This window comes from Lysinibacillus sp. BF-4 (assembly GCF_000743635.1).
Classification (GTDB): domain Bacteria; phylum Bacillota; class Bacilli; order Bacillales_A; family Planococcaceae; genus Metalysinibacillus; species Metalysinibacillus saudimassiliensis.
Window position 1 is genome coordinate 16,795 of sequence record NZ_JPUW01000003.1, and the last position, 23,208, is coordinate 40,002.

Below are 23,208 nucleotides of genomic sequence, written 5' to 3' on the forward strand. Positions count from 1 at the left end.
ATGCCCCTCGGATTATTCCGAAGGGCATTTTTATTTACATAAATAATTTAGGTAACTCTTTTACTAACGTCATAACACTTAAAATACCCATTACAATAACAACGAATACACCAGGAATGGTTAACCATAGCGGATGCTTATACGTCCCTACAATATCTTTACGATACGCAGCAATTAAAATAATGCCTAGCGCTAATGGTAAAATTAAAGCATTTAATGCGCCTACTAAAATTAAAATCATTACTGGTTTACCTACTAACGCAAATGTCGCAGTAGATACAACAATAAAGGCGATAATTACCCAATTATAATATTTTTCGATGATTGGGCTAAATGAACGGATAAATGAAACCGACGTATAGGCCGCACCAATAATTGAAGTAATGGCAGCTGCCCACATAATAATACCAAACATACGGTAGCCTGCCTCACCTGCCGCTAAGCGGAAAACAGATGCCGCTGGATTACTTTCGTCAATGACTAAGCCTTGCGATACAACACCAAGTACAGCAAGGAATAAAGCAATACGCATCACACCTGTTGCAGCAATACCCGTTACCGAGCTTTTTGTTACTTGAGGTAATGCATCTACACCTTTAATCCCTGCATCTAATAAACGGTGACCACCAGCAAATGTAATATAACCACCTACTGTACCACCAACAAGTGTTACGATGGCATATAAACTAATTTGCTCTGGCCAAAAAGCGTTAGCAACCGCTTCACCTACAGGTGGTGATGTTTTAAAAGCAACATACACCATTAAGATAATCATAATCATCCCTGCAATTTGTGTTGCCTTATCCATAATCTTACTCGCTTCTTTAATTGAAAAGACAGCTACAGCAATAATGGCACTAATAATTGCACCTGCGATTGGGTCAACACCAAGCATGGCATTTAAACCAAGACCTGCACCTGCTACGTTACCAATGTTAAACGCAAGCCCGCCCATCACAACAAGTAATGCTAAAAAATAACCGAGACCGGGTAAAACTTTGTTCGCAATCTCTTGACCGCGCAAACCTGACACTGCAATAATACGCCACACATTCATCTGTGCAAAAACATCTAAAATTAGTGATACGACAATAACAAACGCAAAACTTGCGGCAAGTTGCTGTGTAAATACTGTTGTTTGTGTTAAAAACCCTGGTCCAATGGACGACGTTGCCATTAAAAAGGCAGCGCCGAGTAATACGCCACGGTTATTTTTTTTGTTCATTAACTCATTGCTCATCCGAGTTCCCCCTTAGTATGCCTTAATCGCAATGCCCTGCGCTTTAAGCTCTGTATAAATTCGTTTTGCAAAGGCTACTGCATGCAATCCATCCCCATGAACGCAAACGGTATCCGCGCGTAGTAAAATATCTAGTCCTTCTTGCGATAACACTTTACCTTGCTGAATCAAGCGTAGCACCTGACGAATGGCAATGGCCTCGTCAGTAATAATGGCATCCTTACGACTACGCGACGTTAATTTACCATTGGCTTGATATGTACGGTCTGCAAAAACTTCATGTGCCGTTTTTAAGCCTAATGCCTCGCCTGCTTTGGTAAGCTCGCTATCTGCCATGCCAAATAATACAAGTGTTGGCGAAATATCATACACAGCTTGTGCAATGCCTGCCGCTAAATTTGCATCTACTGCAGCCATATTATAAAGCGCACCATGCGCCTTAACATGACGTAAAGCTGTACCCTCTACTTTAGCAAAGGCTTGCAAAGCACCAACTTGATAAATAACCATGTCATACGCTTCTTGCTGTGTAATTTTCATTTCACGACGACCAAAGCCATTTAAATCAGGCAACCCTGGGTGGGCACCAATCGCAACATTATGTGCAACAGCACGCTTTACTGTTTCACGCATCGTTTTTGGGTCACCTGCGTGGTAACCACACGCAATATTAGCGCTAGAAATATACGAAAATATTTCTTCAGGCTCTCCAATCGTATAGCGACCAAAGCCTTCACCTAAATCGCAGTTAATATCTACACGATACATTTCTTTCCCTCCTTAGTTTCGTTTAATGGAACTATTGTTTTAAAAACTTATTTCGAAGTTTATCATATTTTTATACGATTGCCTACGTATTTTCTGAATATTTTATATTTACACTTGTTTTTTTATAAATGAATTTTATAATAACAATATAGTCTCATTTTTCACAACTTGAGTTTTAAAATTCGAAACCAAAGAAGGTGCAATTATGCATATCCTACCGTTCGGTGACACTGCCGCCTATATGAAATTTGGCGATGGTATTAATAGCGAGCACCAAAAAACGATTCAAGCAATGATGCACAGCCTCCAACAAGAGCCTTTTATTGGCTATATAGAGTGTGTGCCTGCCTATACTAATTTAACCGTGTATTATAACCCTTTACTTGTTCAACAACATACACGTACACCATCCGTTTTTGCAGAAGTTGAGCGCGAGCTATCCGCGCGCTTCGCCAAACTTAATACTGCTCAAGCTACAGCACCACGCACAGTCGAAATTCCTGTCGTTTATGGCGGCATCTTTGGCCCTGATATTGAGGAAGTAGCTAAGCATAATAACCTCTCTGTTGAAGAAGTTATCGCCATTCATACGAGTGAACCCTGTCTCGTATATATGCTAGGCTTTGCGCCAGGCTTTCCCTTCCTCGGTGGTATGAACGAAAAAATCGCAACACCCCGTAAATCTGTGCCGCGCCTTAAAATCCCTGCAGGCTCTGTAGGAATCGCGGGAAAACAAACGGGTATTTACCCACTCGAAACACCAGGTGGCTGGCAAATTATCGGGCGAGCTGCAACACCATTATTTAATCCAGCAAATGAGCCGCCTACCCTATTACAAAGCGGTGAGTATGTAAAATTTGTCGCGGTACAAGAGGAGGATATTACATGGCGCTAACGATTTTACATCCCGGACTTTATACTACAGTTCAAGATTTAGGTCGCTTTGGCTTTCAGCAGTACGGTGTCATTACAAGTGGCGCTATGGATGAGCAAGCACTACGCATTGCCAATATGCTTGTAGCTAATGATGCAAATGCTGCTTGTCTTGAGATTACATTAATTGGACCAACTTTAATTTTTACAAAGCCAACGTTATTTGCGGTAACTGGCGGTAATCTACAACCTGAGTTAAACGGACAACCCTTAATGATGTGGCAACCACATGTAGCAAAAAGCGGTGACGTTTTACAACTCAGTAATGCTCGTACAGGTTGCCGTAGCTACTTAGCTTTAGCTGGAGGGATTGATGTGCCGGTTGTATTAAATAGCCGTAGCACTTATGTACGCGCACAACTTGGTGGACTTGAAGGAAGGCTGTTAAAAAAACGAGATGTCATCGACCATGCGCCACTTAGCCGCTTACAACTTACTTTATTACGTGAGCTGAGTGACAAACGCCTAGCATGGCATGCCTTTTATCCAAATTTGCATACCAACGCACAGGAAGTAACTGTACGCTTTACTCGCGGGCTAGAGTATGACAGCTTCACGAAAGAAAGCATTACCAACTTCACGAAAAATCATTACCGCGTTACTCCGCAGTCTGACCGCATGGGCTGTCGTATGAGTGGCGTTGCGTTAGAGCGTCAAACGACACAAGAACTATTATCAGAAGCCGTCGCCTTTGGTACTATTCAAGTACCTCCAAATGGCCAACCAATTATTTTATTAGCAGACCACCAAACAACGGGCGGCTATCCTAAAATTGGTCAAATTATTAGCGCTGACTTAAGTTTATTAGCGCAGTTGCGTCCAGGTGCTAAAGTACGCTTTACTGAAGTTACACATGCCGAAGCAGAGTTACGCTACTTCCAAAATGCACGACATCTTGCCTTACTTGCTTACACAATTAAAGATCAATATAAAAAGCTATCTGCGCAATAAATGCACAGATAGCTTTTTTATGGACGATAACCAAGCTTTGCCGAAATTTTAGCAGCCGCTTCAATGGTTTTTTCGCTTAAATTTGTAATATATGCCGCGTCATAGTTAGCCGCAATACCTGCTGCACTAATACCCGCAATAACTTCACCTTGGTAATTATAAATCGGCGCGGCTACAGCTGCGGTATTGTCTTCAAGCTCAGAGTGACTTACTGTAAAGCCTTGCTCACGTTCCTTTGCCATAATCTGCTTCAAAGCTGCGATAGTCGTTAGTGTACCACTAGCCATTTGCACTAATGGGGTGCGTTCTAAGTAAGTTGTTTGCTCATTCACAGGTAAAAACGCTAGTAACGCTCTTGGACAAGCCCCAGCATAAAGCGGACTTTTTTTCCCGATTTCAGTATAAAGACGAATGGTTTGGTAACGATCAATTTTTTCGATATAAATCGCTTCATCACCACTGCGCACAGTTAAATTAATAACTTCTTTTGTTTCTTCGTGTAATTTTTCCATAATAGGATAGGAAATATGACGAATATCTAGTCTTGATGCTACAAGGTGCCCATATTTTAAGAAAATCGTACCTAGGCGATATTTCAAATCTTCCCCCTTCTCTAAAAATCCTAACTCCTCTAACGATTGCAGCATACGGTAAACAGAGCTTTTGGGCATCTCAGATAGAGTAATCACCTCTTGAAAGGTAAGTTCCGCGTGCTGCTCAAATAAATCTAATAGTAACATCGAGCGCATCACGGTTTTATTTTTCACGGTTTCTTGCATAATTATCCCCTCCTACAATACACTAAGCTGTTCATCTTTTTGGTCAGCGATAAACATACAGCCTGGTGCATGTGTAATCATAAGCGATGGTTTACTAGCCATTGCGACAGCTTGTGGCGTTACTCCGCATGCCCAAAACACAGGGATTTCACCTTCTTTAATAGTGACACTATCTCCAAAGTCTGGCTTCATAATATTTGTAATACCAATGGCTGCAGGGTCACCAATATGGACGGGAGCACCGTGCACACCAGGAAAGCGTGTAGTAATTTGTGTGGCACGGATGGCGTCACTAGGTGTCATAGGGCGCATACTTACCACGGTTGGGCCACTAAATTTACCCGCTGGTTGACAAGCAATTGTCGTCTTATACATAGGTACATTACAATTTTCCTCAATATGGCGAATGGGAATGCCTGCTTCAAGCAATGGTGTCTCAAAGGTAAAGCTACAACCAATTAAAAAGCCTACCATATCATCCTCCCACAGCGCTGTAATATCTGTACACTCCTCTACAAATACGCCATTTTTATAAACACGATATTTTGGTAAATCGGTACGGATATCAGCTTGCGGTGCAATAAGTGCTGGTACAGCCTTGCCAACCTCTGTTACATCAAGTACAGGGCAAGCCTTTTGATTACGTTGGCAAAATAATAAAAAATCAAAAGCATCTTCTTTTTTCAAAATAGCAAGATTAGCCTGCGTATGCCCTTTAGCTAGCCCTGCCGTTGGTGCTGTCCACTCCCCGCTTCGGATTTGTTGTCGAATTTCTTGTACTGTTGTCATAGTATTTCCCCCTTGTTTCGATATTCGAGACTAATTACTTCGTATCGTAACATAGCTACAAATGCAAAAAAGAGTAAACAAGTGAATTGTTTACTCTAACGTTCCTTTGTATCTAAAATAATCGTTACAGGTCCATCATTAATTAGCGCTACATCCATCATGGCTCCAAAGATACCTGTTTCGACTGTTAAGCCCTCGGCACGAAGCGCATCGTTTAGCGCCTGCCATAGCGGCTCGGCTAACTCTGGGCGCGCTGCACCTGTAAAACTTGGGCGGTTACCTTTTTTTGTACTCGCATACAGGGTAAACTGCGAAATAGATAAAATCGCACCCCCGTACGCACGAATGTCTTCATTCATTTTACCTTCTGCATCTTCAAAAATACGCATAGCCGCAATTTTGCGAGCGGCATAGGCTACATCCTCTGCTGTATCCTCATGTGTAACGCCCACAAGCAATACTAACCCTTTATCAATCGCGCCTGTTACCGCTCCGTCTACTGTGACAGAAGCGGCTTTACTGCGCTGAATTACTATCTTCATACAACAACCTCACTTAATTAATAACACGTTGAACCGTGTAAATATCAGGAATCTGTTTAATTTTTTCTACAATACGTTGTAAATGAATTAAATCTGAAATCGAAATTTTTAGGTGAATCGTTGCGACCTTATCACGGTCTGCCTTACCACTAACAGCTAAAATATTTGTTTTAGCCTCACTTACGGTATGCATAACCTCATTTAAAATACCTGGGCGGTCATAAGCTGAAATTTCGATATCAACTGGGTACTCTTTGCGTGTTGGCGTTAAAGCGTCTTCCCATGCTACATCAATTAAACGCTCTGTATCCTCGTGTGAAACGTTTGGACAATCAGCACGGTGAACAGATACACCACGACCTTTCGTAATAAAGCCTACAATCTCATCACCAGGTACAGGTGTACAACAACGTGACAAGCGAATTAGCATATTGTCAATGCCCTTTACAATAACACCAGACTCCGTTGTTTTTTGTGGTGCTGGGTTTTTCATTTTCTTTTCGATTTTCTCTAGCGCTTCTTCTTGTTCACGCTCTTTACGAATACGATCCGCTAAACGATTAACAACCTGTAGCGCTGTAATACCATTAACGCCTACCGCCGCAAATAAATCTTCTGCATTCGTGTAATTTAATTTATCGCATACGCGCTTTAAGTTTTCGTTTGATAAAATCGTTTTCACATCAAAGCCTTGGGACTTGATTTCTTTTTCGATCATATCTTTACCTTTAACGATACTCTCCTCACGCACATGCTTTTTAAAATATTGTTTAATTTTATTTTTTGCTTGTGAAGACTGGGCAAGTTTTAACCAGTCACGGCTTGGACCAAACGATTGCTTAGACGTTAATATCTCAATAATATCTCCTGTTTTAAGCGGTGTATCTAACGGTACCATCTTGCCATTGACCTTTGCGCCAATCGTACGATTACCTACCTCTGAGTGTACGCGGTAAGCAAAATCGATAGGCACAGAGCCTGCAGGTAACTCAATAACATCACCATTTGGCGTAAAGACATATACCATGTCTGAAAATAAATCGAACTTTAATGATTCCATAAATTCTTCTGCGTTAGATGACTCATTTTGGAACTCTAAAATTTCGCGGAACCATGTTAGCTTTTGGTCAACATTTTGATGCTCAGTATCTACCGTCTTGCCTTCTTTATACGCCCAGTGTGCTGCAATACCGTACTCTGCAATTTTATGCATTTCTTTTGTACGAATTTGCACCTCTAATGGATCACCGTACGGGCCAATAACTGTAGTGTGTAGTGATTGGTAAAGGTTTTGTTTAGGCATCGCAATATAATCCTTAAAGCGACCTGGCATTGGCTTCCATAATGTATGCACAATACCTAATACGGCATAGCAGTCTTTAATACTATCTACTAAAATACGTACAGCTAATAGATCGTAAATTTCGTTAAACTGCTTATCTTGCAGCGCCATTTTACGGTAAATACTATAAATATGTTTAGGACGACCATAAATATCCGCATCAATATCAACTTCAGACAGTTGTGATTTGATTTCGTCCACAATATTATCTAAATAAGCTTCACGCTCTGTACGCTTTTTCTTCATTAGGCTAACAATACGGTAATACTGCTGTGGGTTAAGGTAACGTAACGCGGTATCCTCTAACTCCCACTTAACCGTTGAAATCCCTAAGCGATGAGCAAGCGGCGCAAAGATTTCTAATGTTTCTTTAGAAATACGGCGTTGCTTTTCTGCTGGTAAGTGTTTAAGCGTACGCATATTATGCAAACGGTCTGCTAGTTTAATTAAAATAACGCGAATGTCTTGAGCCATCGCGATAAACATTTTTCTGTGGTTTTCAGCTTGTTGTTCTTCTTTAGATAGGTATTTAATTTTACCAAGTTTTGTTACACCATCAACAAGTAGGGCTACTTCTTCACTAAACGTATTAACTAAATCTTCACGTGTTACCTCAGTATCTTCTACAACGTCATGTAAAAATCCTGCGGCAACTGTGGCAGGGTCCATTTGTAAATCTGCTAAAATGCCTGCGACCTGCACAGGGTGAATAATATAAGGTTCACCAGAGCTACGGAATTGTTCTTTATGGGCATCTCGTGCCACTTCATATGCTTTTTTAACAAATGCTACGTTTTCTTCATTCATATACGACTGGACTTTTGTAAACACATCTTCGGGTGTCATTATTTGCTCTTTTGCCATATTCATTCACCTTGTTCTCTTCTGTATTTTCAGACTTTATCGTTACCCTCCATTGTATAGAACTTACAGGGTAATTGTAAAGCCCATGCCCGTATAAAAAACAAGGCTATGCCTAAGCACAGCCTTGTTGATTAGCAATCGTATTTAATTAATGCTTTAATATCATAATCTGCAATTTTTTCGCGGCCTTTTAAATCTTCTAGCTCAATTAAAAATGCACAGCCTACAACAATACCGCCTTGTGCTTCGATTAAGCGTACAGTAGCCTCTACTGTACCGCCAGTTGCTAGTAAATCATCTACGATTAACACTTTTTGACCTGGTGACACTGCGTCTTTATGCATTGTTAACACGTCTGTGCCGTACTCTAAGCCGTACTCTGCACGAATTACCTCACGTGGTAATTTACCTTCCTTACGCACTGGTGCAAAACCCACTTCAAGCGCATACGCTACAGGGCACCCCATAATAAAACCGCGTGCTTCAGGACCGACGATTAATTCTGCACCTTTTTCGCGTGCATACGCAACAATTTGATCTGTTGCATATTTGTATACCTTGCCGTTATCCATCACAGTTGTAATATCCTTAAAGCTAATGCCCTCTTTTGGCCAGCCGTCTACAACCGTTACATAATCTTTCAAATTCATTTCGCTGTTTCCTCCTCAGCACATGCTGACTGTAATCGCTCATCAAACCATTGTTTTAATTGTGCATACGGTGCATACACAAATTGCTGTTCCATTTCGATTTGAGCTGAGCGTTGTTGATAGGAAGGTGCACTTGTAAGCGGCGTTTTGGGCGCGCCTTGTACAACCGTTACCCGTTCATTGTCTATTTTAACAAAACCTAGTTCAAAAAACACCCTCGTCATAAATTTAATCGTATTTACTGCCCAGCCTTTATGTGCCGCAAGCTGTTCAATATGTTGTTGCAAGGCAAAGTCAGGACGTTTCACTAAAAATTTATAATACCAGCCAAAATCCTCACGTGTCGGTGGGCGTGTAAAACCACTAGCCTCTGTATGGAAGTGTACATAAATACGCTGTGGCTGACTTTGCATAATTAATGCAGCAAGTTGTGCTTCGCTTTGTGGTAAATCAAGTAGTACTAACGTTTTTGCTGTCACTTGTGTAGGTGCTAACTCAATCGACGCTGTAATAAAAGTCGAAAAATACACACGTGTTGCTTCGTTAAAGGCAACATAAACAGCATCTGTTGGTACAGCATTTAGCCAACGACCTACTTGACGAATGCCACGCACATCAAACAACTGCCATGTATTTACTTGCATATCCTTTAATAAAAACTGTGGCTTTACGTTACCTTGCCATTCATTTAATTGTAAATCACCTACAAAGGACATTGGCGTACCATACGTAATATTATCGTACATCTCGGCCTGACTAAAGCCAATAGCGTCTAGGGTCGTACCCTCGCCTGCTAGCGTAAGCTTTAAATGTTGCTGACTAGCGCCAATTTTGCGCATATCCTTAACCTCTACTCCCTCAAGCGCATAAAGTGGCTTAGGAAAGTCTGTACCGAATGGGCCAAGCTTTGCTACTTCTTCAATCGCATGTACGGAAATCTCATCGAGCGTTAATGCCACATCAATGGCAATACGTGGTGTTAGTTGTTCATCTGTTAGTTGTTGTGCTTGCTCGTTTAAAGCTTGACGTAGCGCGTCCACATTTTCTAGTGGTAAGGTCATACCTGCTGCCATTGGATGCCCCCCAAAGTGCGGTACAATCGCTTTATTTTTAGCTAACTCATTATATAAGTGGAAGCCCTCAATACTGCGTGCAGAGCCTTTAGCAATGCCTTTGTCTTTATCAATGCCAAGTACAATAGTTGGACGGTAAAAGCGCTCAACTATACGAGAGGCAACGATACCTACAACGCCTGCATTCCAGCCCTCTCCTGCTACTACAATGACACGATCATCCGCTACTACTTGCGCTATAGCCTGCTCAGTAATCGTATCTACGATTTTTTTACGTTCTTTATTACATGTCTCTAATAATGCCGCACCATGCGTTGCCTGCTCCATTGTTTCACTTAATAAAAAATCAACACCTGGTGCAGCATCCTGTAAGCGTCCTACCGCATTTAAACGAGGCGCAAAATAAAAGGCAAGTGTTTCTTCATTGATCGTTGACTGTGCTGTTGCAGTTACCTCACATAGCGCCTTTATCCAATAACTTGAGCTATGTTGTAACTGCTTAATACCTTGTTGTACGAGCCAGCGGTTTTCATCTACTAGTGGCACTAAATCTGCTACTGTACCAAGTGCTACTAAACCGACTAAATGTGCAGGAAATTCTTCATACAGCGCATGGGCTAATTTAAATGCTACACCAACGCCTGCTAACTCACCAAATGGGTAATGTCCTAGAGGAATGCGAGGGTGTACAATCACATCAGCATCAGGTAGTATATCGCCTGGCTCATGGTGATCTGTAATAATAACGGCTAAACCAAGCTCACGCGCTACTTTTACTTGCTCCACACCTGATATACCATTATCTACTGTAATAAGTAAATCCACACCATCCTCATGCGCTTGACGGAATAACTCCGTATTTGGCCCATAACCATGTGTGAAGCGATTAGGAATTACGTAATCTACATTTGCGCCTAACTCTAGTAATGCTGTCATTAATACCGTAGTGCTTGTAATACCATCGGCGTCATAATCTCCATATATACGAATGTGCTCTCCCTCATCTAATGCTTGGTGAATACGGGCTACTGCCTCCGTCATCCCCTGCATTAAAAAGGGATCGTGCACAATACTCTCATCCATTTGTAAAAAGGCTGTTGCCTGTTTGGCAGAACTAAAACCACGCGCGGCTAAAATTTTAGCTGCAATAGCAGTAATGCCTAACTCATCCTGTAAGCTTTGTACTACTGCTTTATCCTGTCGTTCAATCGACCATACTTTTTCCATATTCGTATCATCTCCCTTTCATCCCTATTATACGTCATTGTAGTTGATAGCCTTTAGTTATTTGTGCTACGCTACAAATAAAGAAGGTGTGTCCATGCGTTATTTATTCGTTATGGTTTTATTGTTGAGTGGTTGCACGTCGCCCCCTGCAACACCTACACAAGCACCAACAAACGAACTTTTACTTTACCGTAATACACTCATTGGTGACAATAGTCAGGTACTTGCCATTATTTACGATTTACCTGAGGCGCGTAACTTTTTACAACTGGAGTTGCATACAACAGAACCTCCTTATGGTGCTCACTTAATGTATGACGAAGTAACACATCCTAAAATTGTGAGTATTGCAAACGCCACATGGCTTTTTACGCTCGTACCTAACGTAGATAGCTTGCAATTTACTTTTGATACGCAAAGCTACACACTGACACGCGAACAGTTAATGTCTTGGTACGGCAAAGATGTTACTGCAAGTACCAATGAAGCTGATATCCAACTGCTTATTGACGCTTACACAGCAGACCCTGTTGAGGTAGATGCGTTATTTGAGACAAAATAAAACGAGAGGCCGCTATGTTAGCGCCCCCTCGTTTTATTTTTTATTCTTCAATGACTTCAATTTGTGCAGGCTTACCCTTTTCTAAACGGGCTACCTCACTTTGCAAGTGTTGAATTTTTTCCTGTTGCATTGCAACCATATCCTCACGTTGTTTTAACGTGTGCTCTAATTGCGAATACTTACGACGACCACCATAAATTTTAACCATCGAAAAGGAAATACTAATAATTGCACCAAAAAAGGCTGAGCCTAAAATAATTAAAATAAGCGGCCACTGTGCTGTACCAAATAAATAATTGACTGCCACCTTATCCACGTTAGCAATTGCAAAAATCGCAATTAAAATCGCAAAAATCATACCTGCAATTAATGACCATTGTACTTTCATAGTAACGCCTCCTTTCCTTACTTATTCCTATCATAACGTACAAAAAAACATCTTGCGAGTAATTTTCGCAAGATGTTTTGTATTATACAACTGGCTCGTCAGAACCCCATTGTTTTTTCTCTTTCTTTTCAATTTTACCGCCCGTTTTATCCATCTCACGTACTTTAAGTGAGTACCAGATTTGTGCTGCGATACAAATTGAAGAATAAATACCTGTAATTAAACCAACAAGTAAAGCGATTGAGAAGTTTTGGATTGATGGTGCACCAAAGATTAATAAGGCAACAACAACAATAATAACCGTTAATACTGTGTTTACTGAACGTCCCATCGTTTGACGTAATGATTTATTAACAATCATTGCTAATGTTTCTTTATCCGCTACTTCACCGTAATGGTTAAGGTTTTCTCGGATACGGTCAAAGGTAACAATCGTATCATTGATAGAGTAACCAACAATTGTTAGTACTGCGGCAATGAATGTAATGTCAACCTCTAAACGGAAGAAGCTAAAGACTGCAATAATTAGGAATACGTCATGTAACAATGATACAACCGTACCAAAGCCCATACGCCATTCGAAACGAACTGCTACATAAATTAAGATACCAAGTGCTGCGATAGCAAGTGCATAAATCGCATTGCGCACAAGCTCTTTACCAACAGTTGGTGATACTGAGCTTACTGATGGCTCTTGTCCGTATTTTTCTGCTACAACTTTTTTGAAGTCAAGTACTTCTTGCTTCGTAAAGTCTTCCTTGTAGCGAACAACACCGATATTTTTCTTGTCACCTGAAATAACAACATCTGTTGAAGGGTGACCAATTTCTTTAACATAATCAACAATTTCTTCTTTTGTTACAGCTTGATCTGATACGATTTCGACACGCGTACCACTTGAGAAGTCAATCCCTAAGTTTAAGCGGAAGATACCAATAATCGCGATACCAGCAATTAAAATAATTGTTGAGAAAGCATAGAATTTTTTACGATTATGCACGAAATCAATTTTATCAAATTTCGTTGTTAAATCGATTGTACCTAAGTTTTCTTCTAGGCTATGTTGTTTTGATTTAGCAATACCAAATAGTGCTGGATTGTTAAAGTAACCACTTTGCACAAGTAAGCTCATAAACATACGTGAGCCCCATACAGCTGTAACAAAACTTAATGTAATACTAATGATTAACATTGTAGCGAAACCACGCACGTTACTTGTACCAAAGGCATACAGTACACCTGCAACAAGTAATGTTGTTAAGTTAGCATCAATAATAGCTGATAATGATTGTCTAGAACCTAGTTGGAAGGCATGCTTTACACTATGCCCTACACGTAGTTCCTCGCGTATACGCTCCGCGGTTAAAATGTTAGCATCTACCGCCATACCAATACCTAGCACGATAGCTGCGATACCTGGTAGCGTTAATACCGCATTAATACCGTTGAACACAACAAGCACTAAATACGTGAAAATTGATAATGTAATGACTGCTACTAAACCTGGAATGCGGTAATACAGTAGCATGAAGACAAAGATTGCTAATACACCGACAACACTTGCAAATACAGTGCTTGTTAATGCCTGCTCACCAAATTGTGCGCCGACTGATGTCGAGTAAATTTCTTTCATTTTAACTGGTAATGAACCTGCGTTTAAAATGTTAGCAAAGTCTTGCGTTTCATCCACTGTGAAGTTACCCGAAATTTGTACGTCCTCTGTGTTTAAACGTTGGTTAACCGCCGCTGCTGATACATAGCGTGGGTCTTCCTTAGTTGCCTCAGCTGCATACGAGTCAACGCCGTCTTCAAAGTCCATCCAAACAACTAGCAGGTTACGCCCTGGTCCCATTGCGCTAATCTTGCTCGTAATGTCACTAAATTTTTCGGCATCCTTCATTGTTAATGTAACAATTGGTTGGTTGGTATTGCCGTCAAACGATGCCTTTGCACCATTTTGCTTTAAGTCATTACCATCAAGTAGGATGTTGTCATCTACGTCACGGAATGTCAGGTTTGCTGAAGTTGATAGCATTTCACGTGCTGTTTCCTGGTCTTCAACACCAGCTAATTGCACACGAATACGGTCTTTACCTTCAACCTGAATACTCGGCTCACTTACCCCCATCTTATTAACACGACGGTTTAATGCATCTGTCGTATTGGTTAAATCATCGACGGTAACAGCTTTACCATCTAGCGTTTTGACTTCATATAATACCTCGAAGCCACCTTGTAAATCGAGCCCTAAACGAATATCTTTCAGTACACCTTTAGCGGTAGTACCAATCCCTGCTGCGAATAATACAACAATTAGTAAAAACGCAACAATGCGGCCTCTTAATTTCATTGCTAAATCCTCCTCAGGTGATGTGTAAAATCATCACTAGCTTAAACAACTCATACGTTCTTTCTAACGCTAAAAAAGCGCAACACTAACATTATGAAACACGTTGCGCCTACTGTCAAATGAAGTTATGTTTTGTCATCGTATAATAATGTGCGGATTTCTTCTTCATTGACATCCGAAAAAATGGTTACGGGTTGTAAATCCTCCGCTGTCGTAGCGAATATGCTCGCTACAACTTGATGCATCTGCAATTGGTCAAACGGATGGTTGCGCCAACGACTTTCCACACAATATTCAAAAAGTTGTGCAGTGGTTACTTTATGCCCCATCGTTTGTAAATCTGCCGCACGTGCCTGCAATGCAGGAAACACGTGATAATAAAGTTGCTGCTTCAAGTACATGTCATTACCTCCAAACAAAAAAGAGTGTCCGTTTGAACACTCTTCCCGCATTACCTTACTTTGTAAACACGTCGTCTGTAATAACGCGACCGATTGCTTGGCGTTCAAACTTAACACGCACGCCATCTGCAACTGTTAAATGAATCACTGTATCTTCGATTGCCTCAATTGTACCATGCATACCACCAACGGTTACGACCTTGTCGCCACGCTGTAAGTTATTTTGCATTTGCGCTGTTTGTTGCTGACGCTTTTTAGCTGGTCGAATTAAAATAAACCACATCGCCACAAACATTAAAATTAACGGAATAAAGCTAACTAATTGTTCACTCATGGATTAACCACCTCTCTAGATAAATCTCACTTAGTAAGTATAGTATAATTTATACCTAAAAAGCGACAAAAGTTAGAAATTTTTTGCGTCTGGCTTATTGAAGCCATACTTCTCGAAAAATGCATCACGGAAATCACCTAGACGGTCTTCACGAATCGCTTGACGCACCTGCTCCATTAATTTAATAAGGAAACGCAGGTTATGGTAAGACGTTAAACGTAAGCCAAAAGTTTCCTCTGTACGAATTAAGTGACGTACGTAGGCACGCGTATAATTTTTACATGTATAGCAATCGCACTCAGGATCAATTGGTGTAAAGTCACGCTCATACTTTGCATTCTTAACAACAAGACGTCCCTGTGATGTCATTAATGTACCATTACGTGCAATACGTGTTGGTAGCACGCAGTCAAACATATCAATCCCGCGAATAGCCCCTTCAATTAATGAGTCTGGTGAACCAACACCCATTAAATAACGTGGCTTATCCTCAGGTAGTAAATGTGTAGTTTGCTCAAGCACACGATACATAATATCTTTAGGCTCACCTACAGACAGGCCACCAATCGCGTAACCTGGGAAGTCAAGCTCTACTAAAGCCTCTGCTGAACGCTGACGTAAGTCTTCGTACTCGCCACCTTGTACAATACCAAATAATGCTTGGTTCTCTGTATTTTTATGCGCTTCTTTACAACGCTTTGCCCAGCGTGTTGTACGGTCTACAGATTTTAGCATATATTCATGCGTTGCTGGGAATGGTGGGCACTCGTCAAATGCCATCATAATATCTGAGCCTAAATCATTTTGGATTTCCATTGCTTTTTCAGGACTTAAAAATAGTTTGTCACCGTTTAAATGATTGCGGAAGTGTACACCTTCCTCCTCAATTTTACGGAATTTACTTAACGAAAATACTTGGAAGCCGCCCGAATCCGTTAAAATTGGCTTATCCCAGTTCATAAATTTATGCAGGCCACCCGCTTCTTTCACAATATCATTGCCTGGGCGTAACCATAAATGATAGGTATTCGATAAAATAATACCTGCATTCATTTCTTTTAAATCCTCTGGCGACATTGTTTTAACCGTCGCTTGTGTACCTACAGGCATAAAGGTTGGTGTTTCGAAAGAGCCATGTGGTGTATGCACGATACCTAGCGTGCGCCTGTTTGTTTACATGTTTTAATATGTTCATACCATACTGCTGGTTTTGTCATTTACTTTGTGTCCTTTCTGTTTGGGCGGATAAACATCGCATCCCCAAAGCTAAAAAATCTATATTGCTGTTGCACGGCTGTTTCATACGCGTGCATGATTGTTTCTTTTGAAGCTAGTGAGCTAACAAGCATTACTAATGTTGATTTTGGTAAATGGAAGTTTGTTAACAAACCATCAACTACTGTCCATTTATAACCAGGATAAATAAAAATAGAAGTCCAGCCTTGCTCAGCACGCATCTCACCATTGTATTTTGCCCCAATTGTTTCGAGCGTACGTGTTGAAGTTGTGCCTACTGCGATTACTTTACCACCATTTGCTTTCGTTTGATTAATTAGTGCGGCGGTTTCCTCGCTCATACTATAAAATTCACTGTGCATCTCGTGATCATCAATACTATCTACGCTCACAGGTCGGAAAGTGCCTAAGCCAACATGCAAGGTAATAAAGGTAATTGTTACCCCTTTAGCACGAATAGCATCTAGGATTTCGTCAGTAAAGTGCAAGCCAGCAGTTGGCGCAGCTGCCGAACCACGTTCACGTGCAAACACCGTTTGGTAACGGTCTTGGTCATCTAGCTTCTCACGAATATACGGAGGTAGCGGCATTTCGCCAAGTTGGTCTAAAATCTCATAAAAGATACCGTCATAACTAAATTTAAACTTACGTCCACCATGCGCTAAAATTTCTGTACAGGTTGCTGTGAGTAAATTACCAAACGTCACCACCGTACCTACCTTTACACGTTTAGCAGGCTTAACGAGTGTTTCCCATACGTCTGTTTCATGCTGTTTAAGTAAAAGTACCTCAATATGCGCACCTGTATCCTTTTCGCCCATTAAGCGTGCAGGTAATACACGTGTATCATTTAATACTAAGCAGTCACCCGCTTCAAGCTCATCTACAATCGCAGGAAATTTTTCGTGTTGTAACACGGTTGTATCTGGCGTTACGACTAATAAGCGACTTGCTGTACGGTCAAGTAATGGGGTTTGTGCAATTAATTGCTCAGGTAATTCAAAATCAAAATCTTCCACTCTCATGTTTGTAACTTCCTTTATTTAAGTTTGGTCGGGCAGCTCATAGCCAAAATGTAAATACGCGAGCTGGGTTGCCACACGTCCGCGTGGTGTACGCTGAATAAAGCCAATCTGTAATAAATACGGCTCATACACATCCTCAATTGTTAAAGACTCCTCACCAATAGAAGCCGAAATCGTATCAAGCCCAACAGGCCCCCCACGAAAACGTTCAATCATACCTTCAATTAATTTACGGTCAATATGATCTAGCCCTCTAGCATCCACTTGTAGCAATTCAAGTGCTTGGTGTGCAATCGGTGCTGTAATCGCACCATCACCTAATACTTCAGCAAAATCGCGTACTCGCTTAAGCAGACGGTTAACAATACGCGGTGTCCCACGCGAGCGCTTCGCAATTTCACACGCGGCTTCTTCAACAATTTCCACCTCAAAAACACCTGCACTACGCTTTACAATTTCAGTTAAAGCTTCCTCATCATAATACTCCAAACGTAATAATACACCAAAACGGTCACGAAGTGGTGCAGATAATGCCCCAGCACGCGTTGTTGCCCCAATTAATGTGAAGGGTGGTAAATCTAGACGGATTGAACGCGCCTCAGGACCCTTCCCTACTACAATATCTAAACAAAAATCCTCCATAGCAGGGTAAAGCACTTCTTCAATAGCGCGCGGCAGGCGATGGATTTCGTCAATAAATAATACATCACCTGGCTCTAGCGCATTTAAAATCGCGGCTAAATCCCCTGGGCGCTCAATTGCAGGCCCACTTGTCATGCGTACATTAACGTTCATCTCATTAGCAATTACCGCGGCAAGTGTCGTTTTACCAAGCCCTGGTGGCCCATAAAGTAACACATGGTCAAGGCACTCCTCACGACGACGCGCCGCTTCGATAAAGATGTGCAAGTTATCCTTAACCTGTTGCTGACCAATATACTGTGCCAAACGCTGTGGGCGAAGGGAAAACTCAAATTGCTCATCATAATCCGTTGCTTCATTTGTTGTAATAGGATTTGTCATCGCATTGCCCTCCTTACATTAACATTAATTTTAACGCCTGCTTCATATAATCATCCGTCGTACTAAGCGCATCGTTGCCCTCTAGCTTCGGTCGCACTTTTTTTTAACTCGCGCTCTGAGTAACCTAGTGTTGCTAGTGCTAGCATAGCATCCTCTAATGCTGCATTATGTGAAGTGTCTTCAAATAATGGTAGCTCATCAGGCGCACTCGCAAAATCAATTACTTCTAGTAATGCACCGAGCTTACCTTTTAAATCTAAAATAATTTGGCGCGCTGTCTTTTTGCCTACACCAGGAAACTTCACTAAATAAGTCTCGTCTTCATTTTCAATCGCACCTACGACTTGTGAAGGGTCGCCTGTAGCTAAAATAGCGAGCGCTCCTTTAGGTCCAATACCCGACACTTGAATTAATTTGCGAAACAGCTCGCGCTCATCTAATGAAGTAAAGCCATATAGTAAATTTGCATCCTCACGCACATGGTGATGCACATAAATTTGCACACTATCCTTACTCTTTTTAAAGGCATATGAGTTTGGTGTAAATAAGCGGTAGCCTATCCCACTTTGCTCTAGCACAATATACTCTGGCGTCATGCGCGTTACTTGCCCAATCATATAATCATACATTTTTTCTTCGCCTCACAATCTATATAAGATTATAGCATAATAGCGAACGAATGCTCGACGTTTAAACGCACAAAAGTGACATTGAACATGATACAATATTAACGATTAAGGAGTGAACGAACATGACTAAAAAACTATTAGGCGAAGAACGCCGCACAAAAATTTTATCGTTGTTACAACAAGCTAAAACCCCACTAACAGGCGCTGACCTCGCAAAGGTAGCCAATGTCTCTCGCCAAGTCATTGTCAATGACATCACTTTGCTCAAAGCACGTAACGCACCTATCCTTGCAACAAGCCAAGGCTATTTATACCTTTCTACTTCAGAGCCAACTTATGCCACACGTGTAGTAGCTTGCCAACACACACCTGCGCAAGCTGAAGAAGAATTATTCGCTATTGTGGACTGCGGTGTTACGGTTAAAGACGTTTGTGTCGAGCATAGTGTTTACGGCGAAATTACTGCCGCTATCCATGTTAGCAACCGTGTTGAGGTGAGCCGCTTCATTGATAAAGTACAAGTTGCCAATGCTTCCTACCTCTCTGATTTAACAGACGGCATCCACCTACACACACTCCAAGCACCAACGGAAGATATGCTTGATTGTGCAGAGCAAGCTTTACGCGCTAAAGGCATACTACTCGATTAAAAAAAGCGGTTCACGCTAAACGTGAACCGCTTTTTGCTATTCCTCTCGTTGCTGAAAATAATAAGACGTGCCCATGTAAGCTATAATTGTTACCGCAAGTACAACATAAAATACTTCCACTTTTAGCGAATACATATACAACGCATACAGTACAATTACGGTAGGGACAATTACAAATCGCACCACACTATATTGCTGATACTTTTTGATTTGCACCCACCCCATACGAAACGGTAAAAACATAATCCCAAACACTACTAAGCCTAGCCAATTTTTCGGTTGCTTCATCCATACTGCCTCCTTTTTTGGCGTCGGCAGCTGTAATGCTTTACGTAACAATTCAGCGGAGATAAAATCAGGCTCACTTTTGCCAAGCTCCCATTTAGAAATCGTTTGGCGCGTTACAAAAACTTCATCCGCTACCTCCTGCTGCGTTTTGCCTAATGCTATACGTCTCTTACGCAACTCATCACCTGCTGTCATACGCTCACCTCCTACACTATGTCGTTTCAGGTCAATCGTATAGCAACATCCGCCCGTTGCGCACGCAACACAAGCATTTACTTACAAGAAAACGCATAGTCGCCAGTCACAGACGCTTCAATGGTAAGGTCAACTGTGCCTCCAACTTGTTTACAGCCCTCAATTAATTGATTGAGTTCAGTGTGATTAAAATAACTCTCTGCTAACAATAAAAACATTACGCAACCTATCGCAACGACTGTAAGAATAATAGCAGCAACTTTTATTTGTACACTAATCATACTAACGCCCCCTCCTAATTACACTAAGGTAGCTAAATACCATCACCAGGAGTAGCACTACCATTACTATAATTGACATAATTTGCGATTGACCTGTTAGCACGCTATAGTACATCGCTAATAAAATACTTATAATCAATAAACCCATTACTATTTTGTACACTTTATAATACGCTTTTAATGCCACATGACGCTCTCCCTCATCCATAGCATCAAATGCGCCGTCCTCTTTTACCCAGTTAGGTATTGGGCGTGTTGGATTAGCAAGCGTTACGCTCTTTGTTACTATACCTGTTGATAAAACACTACACACTAACAAAGCAAATGACAGTAAGGGGGTAGCAGGCGAGCTTTCACGTACGATAATAAAGCCAATGGCCATAGCACCTAAACTTAAAATAAACGCACTATTAATCATTTGCGACACTGTAATCGCACGCTCATATTGCTTATCTAATAATTGATCTTCCTCCTCACCCGTCACAACTAGCTGACTACTCTTTGTTATTTTCCTAAAATAAAAATAGCCTGCACCAAGCAATAATATAACAATGCTATTGGTGAGTTGTAAAAGTATAATCCCCAATTCATTCATCCTCCTCAATAATAAAAACATTCTCTACTGGCTCATTAAAAATCCGTGCAATGCGTACAGCAATCAAAATAGACGGCATATACTCTCCTCGCTCAATTAAGCTAATTGTTTGGCGTGACACATTTGCACGCTTTGCTAACTCCGTTTGGTTATAACCATCTCGTGCCCGAAGCTCTTTTAATCTACTCTTCATATGTATAACCTCCCCCATTAAACTAACATGAAGATAGTCATTTTGACAACCATATTTGTCAAAAAAGATAAAAAAGAAGACCATTTCCGAGGAAATGGTCTTCTTTTTATAATTGTAATGCTGGTCCAAAAAACTCGTAATGAATTTGCTCTGGTGTAAAACCATTGCTTTCCAGGGCATTAACTGTAGCAGCCATAAATGGTACTGGTCCACACACATAAACATCTGCATCTTTAGCAATACGCTCCGCAATAATTGCTTCGTTAATATATTGCGCTTGATCTGAGTACAATACATCATAACTTGCATTCGGTAAGTTAGCCATTTTTTGTTGAATGGATTGTTGGAAAGTGACTACTTCTGCATTGCGCGCGCATTGGATAAAGCTTACTTGTGGCGCCTCCTCTAGCGCTTGTACCATACTATGCAATGGTGTCACACCAATCCCACCACTAATAAAGGCCACTGGCTTCGTTGATTGTTGTAATGTAAACACGCCTGCTGGTGCACTCACATCTAAAACATCATCAACCTGTAGTGTGTCATGTAAAAAGTTAGACACTTTACCTGCAGGTGTTGTGTCATTTTCTTTTTTCACAGAAATACGGAAAGCTTTACCATCCGCCGCTTGCGACAAAGTGTACTGACGATTAGCCAAATATGTATCGCCAGGAATAGCCGTACGAATTGTAATATATTGACCTGGTAAATAGTTTGGCAGTGCACTACCATCTTCTGGTGCTAAATAAAATGAAGTAACACTCGCATTTTCGGCTTCTTTATTTACTACTTTAAACTTCTTAAATAAGCGCCAGCCGCCGTCATTTTCAGTTTGTTTATACAAATCTTCTTCTACTTGAATAAAAATGTCTGCAATAACGCCGTAAGCCTGCTCCCATGCTTGTAAAATCTCTGGTGTTGCTGCATCACCTAGTACCTCTTTAATTGCCGCCAATAAATATTTCCCTACGATTGGGTAATGAGCTGGTAATACACCTAGGCTAACATGCTTATGTGCAATTTGAACGACAACAGGTAAAATCGCTTCAAGATTTTCGATATGTACGGCAGCTGCATACACTGTATTAGCAAGTGCCGTTTGTTGACGACCTTGTGCTTGATTTGTGTGATTAAAAATATTCAGTAATTCAGGGTGATTGTCGAACATATTTTGATAAAACGTTTTGGTAATTGTTACGCCATGAACCTCTAAAACTGGTGCTGTCGCTTTAATAATATCCATTGTTTGTTGTTGTAACATACTAACCACTCCTTTTCTTACCCCAACTATAGCGCGCTCAGTTTTTAAAAGCAATATATAATATACATCTTTAACAAATCGTTCACAAAACATATATAATTTATACATCTTTAAAATTAAATGTATACAAAATGTATCTTTTAATGTATGCGTACTAGGTAAATTAAATGCTATACTATTGTGAGAAAGTGGTGAAATCAATGCGCTTAACTGTTTATACAGATTACTCTTTGCGTACACTGATTTATTTAGGCGCAAAGAACGAGGACGAACTTACAACGATTCAGGAAATTTCTGACGCTTATAATATTTCGAAAAATCATTTAATGAAAGTTACTCATCAGCTAGGACAGCTCGGCTATATCGAAACCATTCGTGGACGTGGCGGTGGCATCCGCTTAGCTAAGTTACCAAAGGATATTACAATTGGTGAAGTTGTGCGCCAAACTGAAGAAGACTTTCATTTAGTAGAATGCTTTGACCCTGCTAGTAATATGTGCAAAATTGCACCTGCTTGTCAGTTAAAAGGCGTACTAGCTGAAGCACTTCAAGCCTACCTTGCTGTACTCGACCGTTATACCGTCGAGGATTTTTTAGGTAATCGTGATTTATTAATGCAATTACTACAATAAAAAGGTA

Annotated in this window: 24 protein-coding genes and 2 pseudogenes; 5 read left to right on the forward strand and 21 right to left on the reverse strand. The window is 40.9% G+C overall.

The genetic code is table 11. From position 1 onward, the window contains the following. Window positions 1-34 precede the first annotated feature (34 nt). Together CH76_RS02820 and CH76_RS02825 are read right to left on the reverse strand one after the other, a co-directional pair. Complete coding sequence (locus CH76_RS02820) at window positions 35-1,240, reverse strand: NRAMP family divalent metal transporter (protein WP_036142662.1); 1,206 nt, start codon at window positions 1,238-1,240, stop codon at window positions 35-37. 12 nt (window positions 1,241-1,252) lie between these two features. Further along, the gene (locus tag CH76_RS02825; protein ID WP_036142663.1) at window positions 1,253-2,008 is read right to left on the reverse strand and encodes a LamB/YcsF family protein; all 756 of its coding nucleotides are present in this window, start codon (window positions 2,006-2,008) and stop codon (window positions 1,253-1,255) included. A 205-nt stretch (window positions 2,009-2,213) separates the two neighbouring features. Between CH76_RS02825 and pxpB the strand changes: the two genes are divergently transcribed. Together pxpB and CH76_RS02835 are read left to right on the forward strand one after the other, a co-directional pair. Then, window positions 2,214-2,903 (forward strand): 5-oxoprolinase subunit PxpB, encoded by a 690-nt coding sequence (gene pxpB / locus CH76_RS02830; protein WP_036142665.1) that lies wholly within the window; start codon window positions 2,214-2,216, stop codon window positions 2,901-2,903. Further along, complete coding sequence (locus CH76_RS02835; RefSeq protein ID WP_036142667.1) at window positions 2,894-3,892, forward strand: biotin-dependent carboxyltransferase family protein; 999 nt, start codon at window positions 2,894-2,896, stop codon at window positions 3,890-3,892. The genes pxpB and CH76_RS02835 overlap by 10 nt, the downstream gene beginning before the upstream one ends. Before the next feature lie 17 nt (window positions 3,893-3,909). Here the strand turns inward: CH76_RS02835 and CH76_RS02840 are convergent, their stop codons facing one another. The 6 genes from CH76_RS02840 to recJ form a co-directional block, all read right to left on the reverse strand. Next, a complete protein-coding gene (locus CH76_RS02840) occupies window positions 3,910-4,671 on the reverse strand; it encodes an IclR family transcriptional regulator (RefSeq protein ID WP_036142668.1) in 762 nt (253 codons plus the stop codon). Between the two features lie 12 nt (window positions 4,672-4,683). Further along, window positions 4,684-5,460, reverse strand: a complete 777-nt coding sequence (locus CH76_RS02845; RefSeq protein ID WP_036142670.1) for a putative hydro-lyase — start codon at window positions 5,458-5,460, stop codon at window positions 4,684-4,686. Window positions 5,461-5,555: 95 nt separating this feature from the next. Beyond that, the gene (gene dtd / locus CH76_RS02850) at window positions 5,556-6,002 is read right to left on the reverse strand and encodes a D-aminoacyl-tRNA deacylase (RefSeq protein ID WP_036142672.1); all 447 of its coding nucleotides are present in this window, start codon (window positions 6,000-6,002) and stop codon (window positions 5,556-5,558) included. A gap of 13 nt (window positions 6,003-6,015) precedes the next feature. Beyond that, complete coding sequence (locus tag CH76_RS02855; RefSeq protein ID WP_036142675.1) at window positions 6,016-8,208, reverse strand: bifunctional (p)ppGpp synthetase/guanosine-3',5'-bis(diphosphate) 3'-pyrophosphohydrolase; 2,193 nt, start codon at window positions 8,206-8,208, stop codon at window positions 6,016-6,018. Between the two features lie 131 nt (window positions 8,209-8,339). After that, complete coding sequence (locus CH76_RS02860) at window positions 8,340-8,858, reverse strand: adenine phosphoribosyltransferase (RefSeq protein WP_036142678.1); 519 nt, start codon at window positions 8,856-8,858, stop codon at window positions 8,340-8,342. Further along, window positions 8,855-11,158, reverse strand: a complete 2,304-nt coding sequence (gene recJ / locus CH76_RS02865) for a single-stranded-DNA-specific exonuclease RecJ (protein WP_036142681.1) — start codon at window positions 11,156-11,158, stop codon at window positions 8,855-8,857. Before recJ ends, CH76_RS02860 begins: the two co-directional genes overlap by 4 nt. A 94-nt stretch (window positions 11,159-11,252) precedes the next feature. On the opposite strand from recJ, the gene CH76_RS02870 reads away from it, so the two are divergent. After that, the gene (locus CH76_RS02870; RefSeq protein WP_051910175.1) at window positions 11,253-11,720 is read left to right on the forward strand and encodes a DUF4825 domain-containing protein; all 468 of its coding nucleotides are present in this window, start codon (window positions 11,253-11,255) and stop codon (window positions 11,718-11,720) included. Window positions 11,721-11,760: 40 nt separating this feature from the next. Here CH76_RS02870 and CH76_RS02875 read toward each other — a convergent pair whose 3' ends face one another. The 8 genes and pseudogenes from CH76_RS02875 to ruvA form a co-directional block, all read right to left on the reverse strand. Then, window positions 11,761-12,108: a lipopolysaccharide assembly LapA domain-containing protein gene (locus CH76_RS02875; RefSeq protein WP_036142684.1), complete on the reverse strand. Its 348-nt coding sequence runs from the start codon at window positions 12,106-12,108 to the stop codon at window positions 11,761-11,763. Window positions 12,109-12,190: 82 nt separating this feature from the next. Further along, entirely contained in the window at window positions 12,191-14,458 is a 2,268-nt protein-coding gene (gene secDF, locus CH76_RS02880; protein WP_036142688.1) for a protein translocase subunit SecDF, read from the reverse strand. Window positions 14,459-14,583: 125 nt separating this feature from the next. Continuing rightward, on the reverse strand, window positions 14,584-14,859 hold the full coding sequence (locus tag CH76_RS02885) for a post-transcriptional regulator (RefSeq protein ID WP_036142691.1): 276 nt from the start codon (window positions 14,857-14,859) through the stop codon (window positions 14,584-14,586). A 55-nt stretch (window positions 14,860-14,914) separates the two neighbouring features. After that, window positions 14,915-15,193 carry a preprotein translocase subunit YajC gene (gene yajC, locus CH76_RS02890; RefSeq protein WP_036142694.1) on the reverse strand — a complete coding sequence of 93 codons (279 nt, stop codon included), beginning with the start codon at window positions 15,191-15,193 and terminating at the stop codon, window positions 14,915-14,917. A 72-nt stretch (window positions 15,194-15,265) separates the two neighbouring features. Beyond that, window positions 15,266-16,410: pseudogene (gene tgt / locus CH76_RS02895) on the reverse strand (tRNA guanosine(34) transglycosylase Tgt). Next, window positions 16,411-17,454: a tRNA preQ1(34) S-adenosylmethionine ribosyltransferase-isomerase QueA gene (gene queA / locus CH76_RS02900; RefSeq protein WP_036142697.1), complete on the reverse strand. Its 1,044-nt coding sequence runs from the start codon at window positions 17,452-17,454 to the stop codon at window positions 16,411-16,413. An 18-nt stretch (window positions 17,455-17,472) separates the two neighbouring features. Further along, window positions 17,473-18,477: a Holliday junction branch migration DNA helicase RuvB gene (gene ruvB / locus CH76_RS02905; RefSeq protein ID WP_036142700.1), complete on the reverse strand. Its 1,005-nt coding sequence runs from the start codon at window positions 18,475-18,477 to the stop codon at window positions 17,473-17,475. 13 nt (window positions 18,478-18,490) lie between these two features. After that, a pseudogene (gene ruvA, locus CH76_RS02910) lies at window positions 18,491-19,106 on the reverse strand (Holliday junction branch migration protein RuvA). 122 nt (window positions 19,107-19,228) lie between these two features. Between ruvA and CH76_RS02915 the strand changes: the two are divergent. Further along, window positions 19,229-19,756: a transcription repressor NadR gene (locus CH76_RS02915; RefSeq protein ID WP_036142703.1), complete on the forward strand. Its 528-nt coding sequence runs from the start codon at window positions 19,229-19,231 to the stop codon at window positions 19,754-19,756. A 36-nt stretch (window positions 19,757-19,792) separates the two neighbouring features. Here the strand turns inward: CH76_RS02915 and CH76_RS02920 are convergent, their stop codons facing one another. The 5 genes from CH76_RS02920 to hmpA all read right to left on the reverse strand — a co-directional run bounded on the left by CH76_RS02920 (window position 19,793) and on the right by hmpA (window position 22,569). Further along, entirely contained in the window at window positions 19,793-20,239 is a 447-nt protein-coding gene (locus CH76_RS02920; protein WP_036142706.1) for a helix-turn-helix transcriptional regulator, read from the reverse strand. 77 nt (window positions 20,240-20,316) lie between these two features. After that, window positions 20,317-20,520 (reverse strand): hypothetical protein, encoded by a 204-nt coding sequence (locus tag CH76_RS02925; protein WP_036142709.1) that lies wholly within the window; start codon window positions 20,518-20,520, stop codon window positions 20,317-20,319. 1 nt (window position 20,521) lies between these two features. Beyond that, window positions 20,522-21,106 carry a DUF3169 family protein gene (locus CH76_RS02930; protein WP_036142712.1) on the reverse strand — a complete coding sequence of 195 codons (585 nt, stop codon included), beginning with the start codon at window positions 21,104-21,106 and terminating at the stop codon, window positions 20,522-20,524. A gap of 1 nt (window position 21,107) precedes the next feature. Then, entirely contained in the window at window positions 21,108-21,308 is a 201-nt protein-coding gene (locus CH76_RS02935) for a helix-turn-helix transcriptional regulator (RefSeq protein WP_036142715.1), read from the reverse strand. Between the two features lie 106 nt (window positions 21,309-21,414). Continuing rightward, the gene (hmpA, locus tag CH76_RS02940) at window positions 21,415-22,569 is read right to left on the reverse strand and encodes an NO-inducible flavohemoprotein (RefSeq protein WP_036142718.1); all 1,155 of its coding nucleotides are present in this window, start codon (window positions 22,567-22,569) and stop codon (window positions 21,415-21,417) included. Between the two features lie 200 nt (window positions 22,570-22,769). On the opposite strand from hmpA, the gene CH76_RS02945 reads away from it, so the two are divergent. After that, a complete protein-coding gene (locus CH76_RS02945; RefSeq protein ID WP_036142721.1) occupies window positions 22,770-23,201 on the forward strand; it encodes an Rrf2 family transcriptional regulator in 432 nt (143 codons plus the stop codon). Window positions 23,202-23,208: the final 7 nt, after the last annotated feature.

Excerpts from the sequence above, each read along its gene's own strand:
- CH76_RS02820 (WP_036142662.1), bottom strand. The coding sequence starts at position 1,240 with ATGAGCAATGAGTTAATGAACAAAAAAAATAACCGTGGCGTATTACTC.
- CH76_RS02825 (WP_036142663.1), bottom strand. The coding sequence starts at position 2,008 with ATGTATCGTGTAGATATTAACTGCGATTTAGGTGAAGGCTTTGGTCGC.
- pxpB (WP_036142665.1), top strand. The coding sequence starts at position 2,214 with ATGCATATCCTACCGTTCGGTGACACTGCCGCCTATATGAAATTTGGC.
- CH76_RS02835 (WP_036142667.1), top strand. The coding sequence starts at position 2,894 with ATGGCGCTAACGATTTTACATCCCGGACTTTATACTACAGTTCAAGAT.
- CH76_RS02840 (WP_036142668.1), bottom strand. The coding sequence starts at position 4,671 with ATGCAAGAAACCGTGAAAAATAAAACCGTGATGCGCTCGATGTTACTA.
- CH76_RS02845 (WP_036142670.1), bottom strand. The coding sequence starts at position 5,460 with ATGACAACAGTACAAGAAATTCGACAACAAATCCGAAGCGGGGAGTGG.
- dtd (WP_036142672.1), bottom strand. The coding sequence starts at position 6,002 with ATGAAGATAGTAATTCAGCGCAGTAAAGCCGCTTCTGTCACAGTAGAC.
- CH76_RS02855 (WP_036142675.1), bottom strand. The coding sequence starts at position 8,208 with ATGGCAAAAGAGCAAATAATGACACCCGAAGATGTGTTTACAAAAGTC.
- CH76_RS02860 (WP_036142678.1), bottom strand. The coding sequence starts at position 8,858 with ATGAATTTGAAAGATTATGTAACGGTTGTAGACGGCTGGCCAAAAGAG.
- recJ (WP_036142681.1), bottom strand. The coding sequence starts at position 11,158 with ATGGAAAAAGTATGGTCGATTGAACGACAGGATAAAGCAGTAGTACAA.
- CH76_RS02870 (WP_051910175.1), top strand. The coding sequence starts at position 11,253 with ATGCGTTATTTATTCGTTATGGTTTTATTGTTGAGTGGTTGCACGTCG.
- CH76_RS02875 (WP_036142684.1), bottom strand. The coding sequence starts at position 12,108 with ATGAAAGTACAATGGTCATTAATTGCAGGTATGATTTTTGCGATTTTA.
- secDF (WP_036142688.1), bottom strand. The coding sequence starts at position 14,458 with ATGAAATTAAGAGGCCGCATTGTTGCGTTTTTACTAATTGTTGTATTA.
- CH76_RS02885 (WP_036142691.1), bottom strand. The coding sequence starts at position 14,859 with ATGTACTTGAAGCAGCAACTTTATTATCACGTGTTTCCTGCATTGCAG.
- yajC (WP_036142694.1), bottom strand. The coding sequence starts at position 15,193 with ATGAGTGAACAATTAGTTAGCTTTATTCCGTTAATTTTAATGTTTGTG.
- queA (WP_036142697.1), bottom strand. The coding sequence starts at position 17,454 with ATGAGAGTGGAAGATTTTGATTTTGAATTACCTGAGCAATTAATTGCA.
- ruvB (WP_036142700.1), bottom strand. The coding sequence starts at position 18,477 with ATGACAAATCCTATTACAACAAATGAAGCAACGGATTATGATGAGCAA.
- CH76_RS02915 (WP_036142703.1), top strand. The coding sequence starts at position 19,229 with ATGACTAAAAAACTATTAGGCGAAGAACGCCGCACAAAAATTTTATCG.
- CH76_RS02920 (WP_036142706.1), bottom strand. The coding sequence starts at position 20,239 with ATGACAGCAGGTGATGAGTTGCGTAAGAGACGTATAGCATTAGGCAAA.
- CH76_RS02925 (WP_036142709.1), bottom strand. The coding sequence starts at position 20,520 with ATGATTAGTGTACAAATAAAAGTTGCTGCTATTATTCTTACAGTCGTT.
- CH76_RS02935 (WP_036142715.1), bottom strand. The coding sequence starts at position 21,308 with ATGAAGAGTAGATTAAAAGAGCTTCGGGCACGAGATGGTTATAACCAA.
- hmpA (WP_036142718.1), bottom strand. The coding sequence starts at position 22,569 with ATGTTACAACAACAAACAATGGATATTATTAAAGCGACAGCACCAGTT.
- CH76_RS02945 (WP_036142721.1), top strand. The coding sequence starts at position 22,770 with ATGCGCTTAACTGTTTATACAGATTACTCTTTGCGTACACTGATTTAT.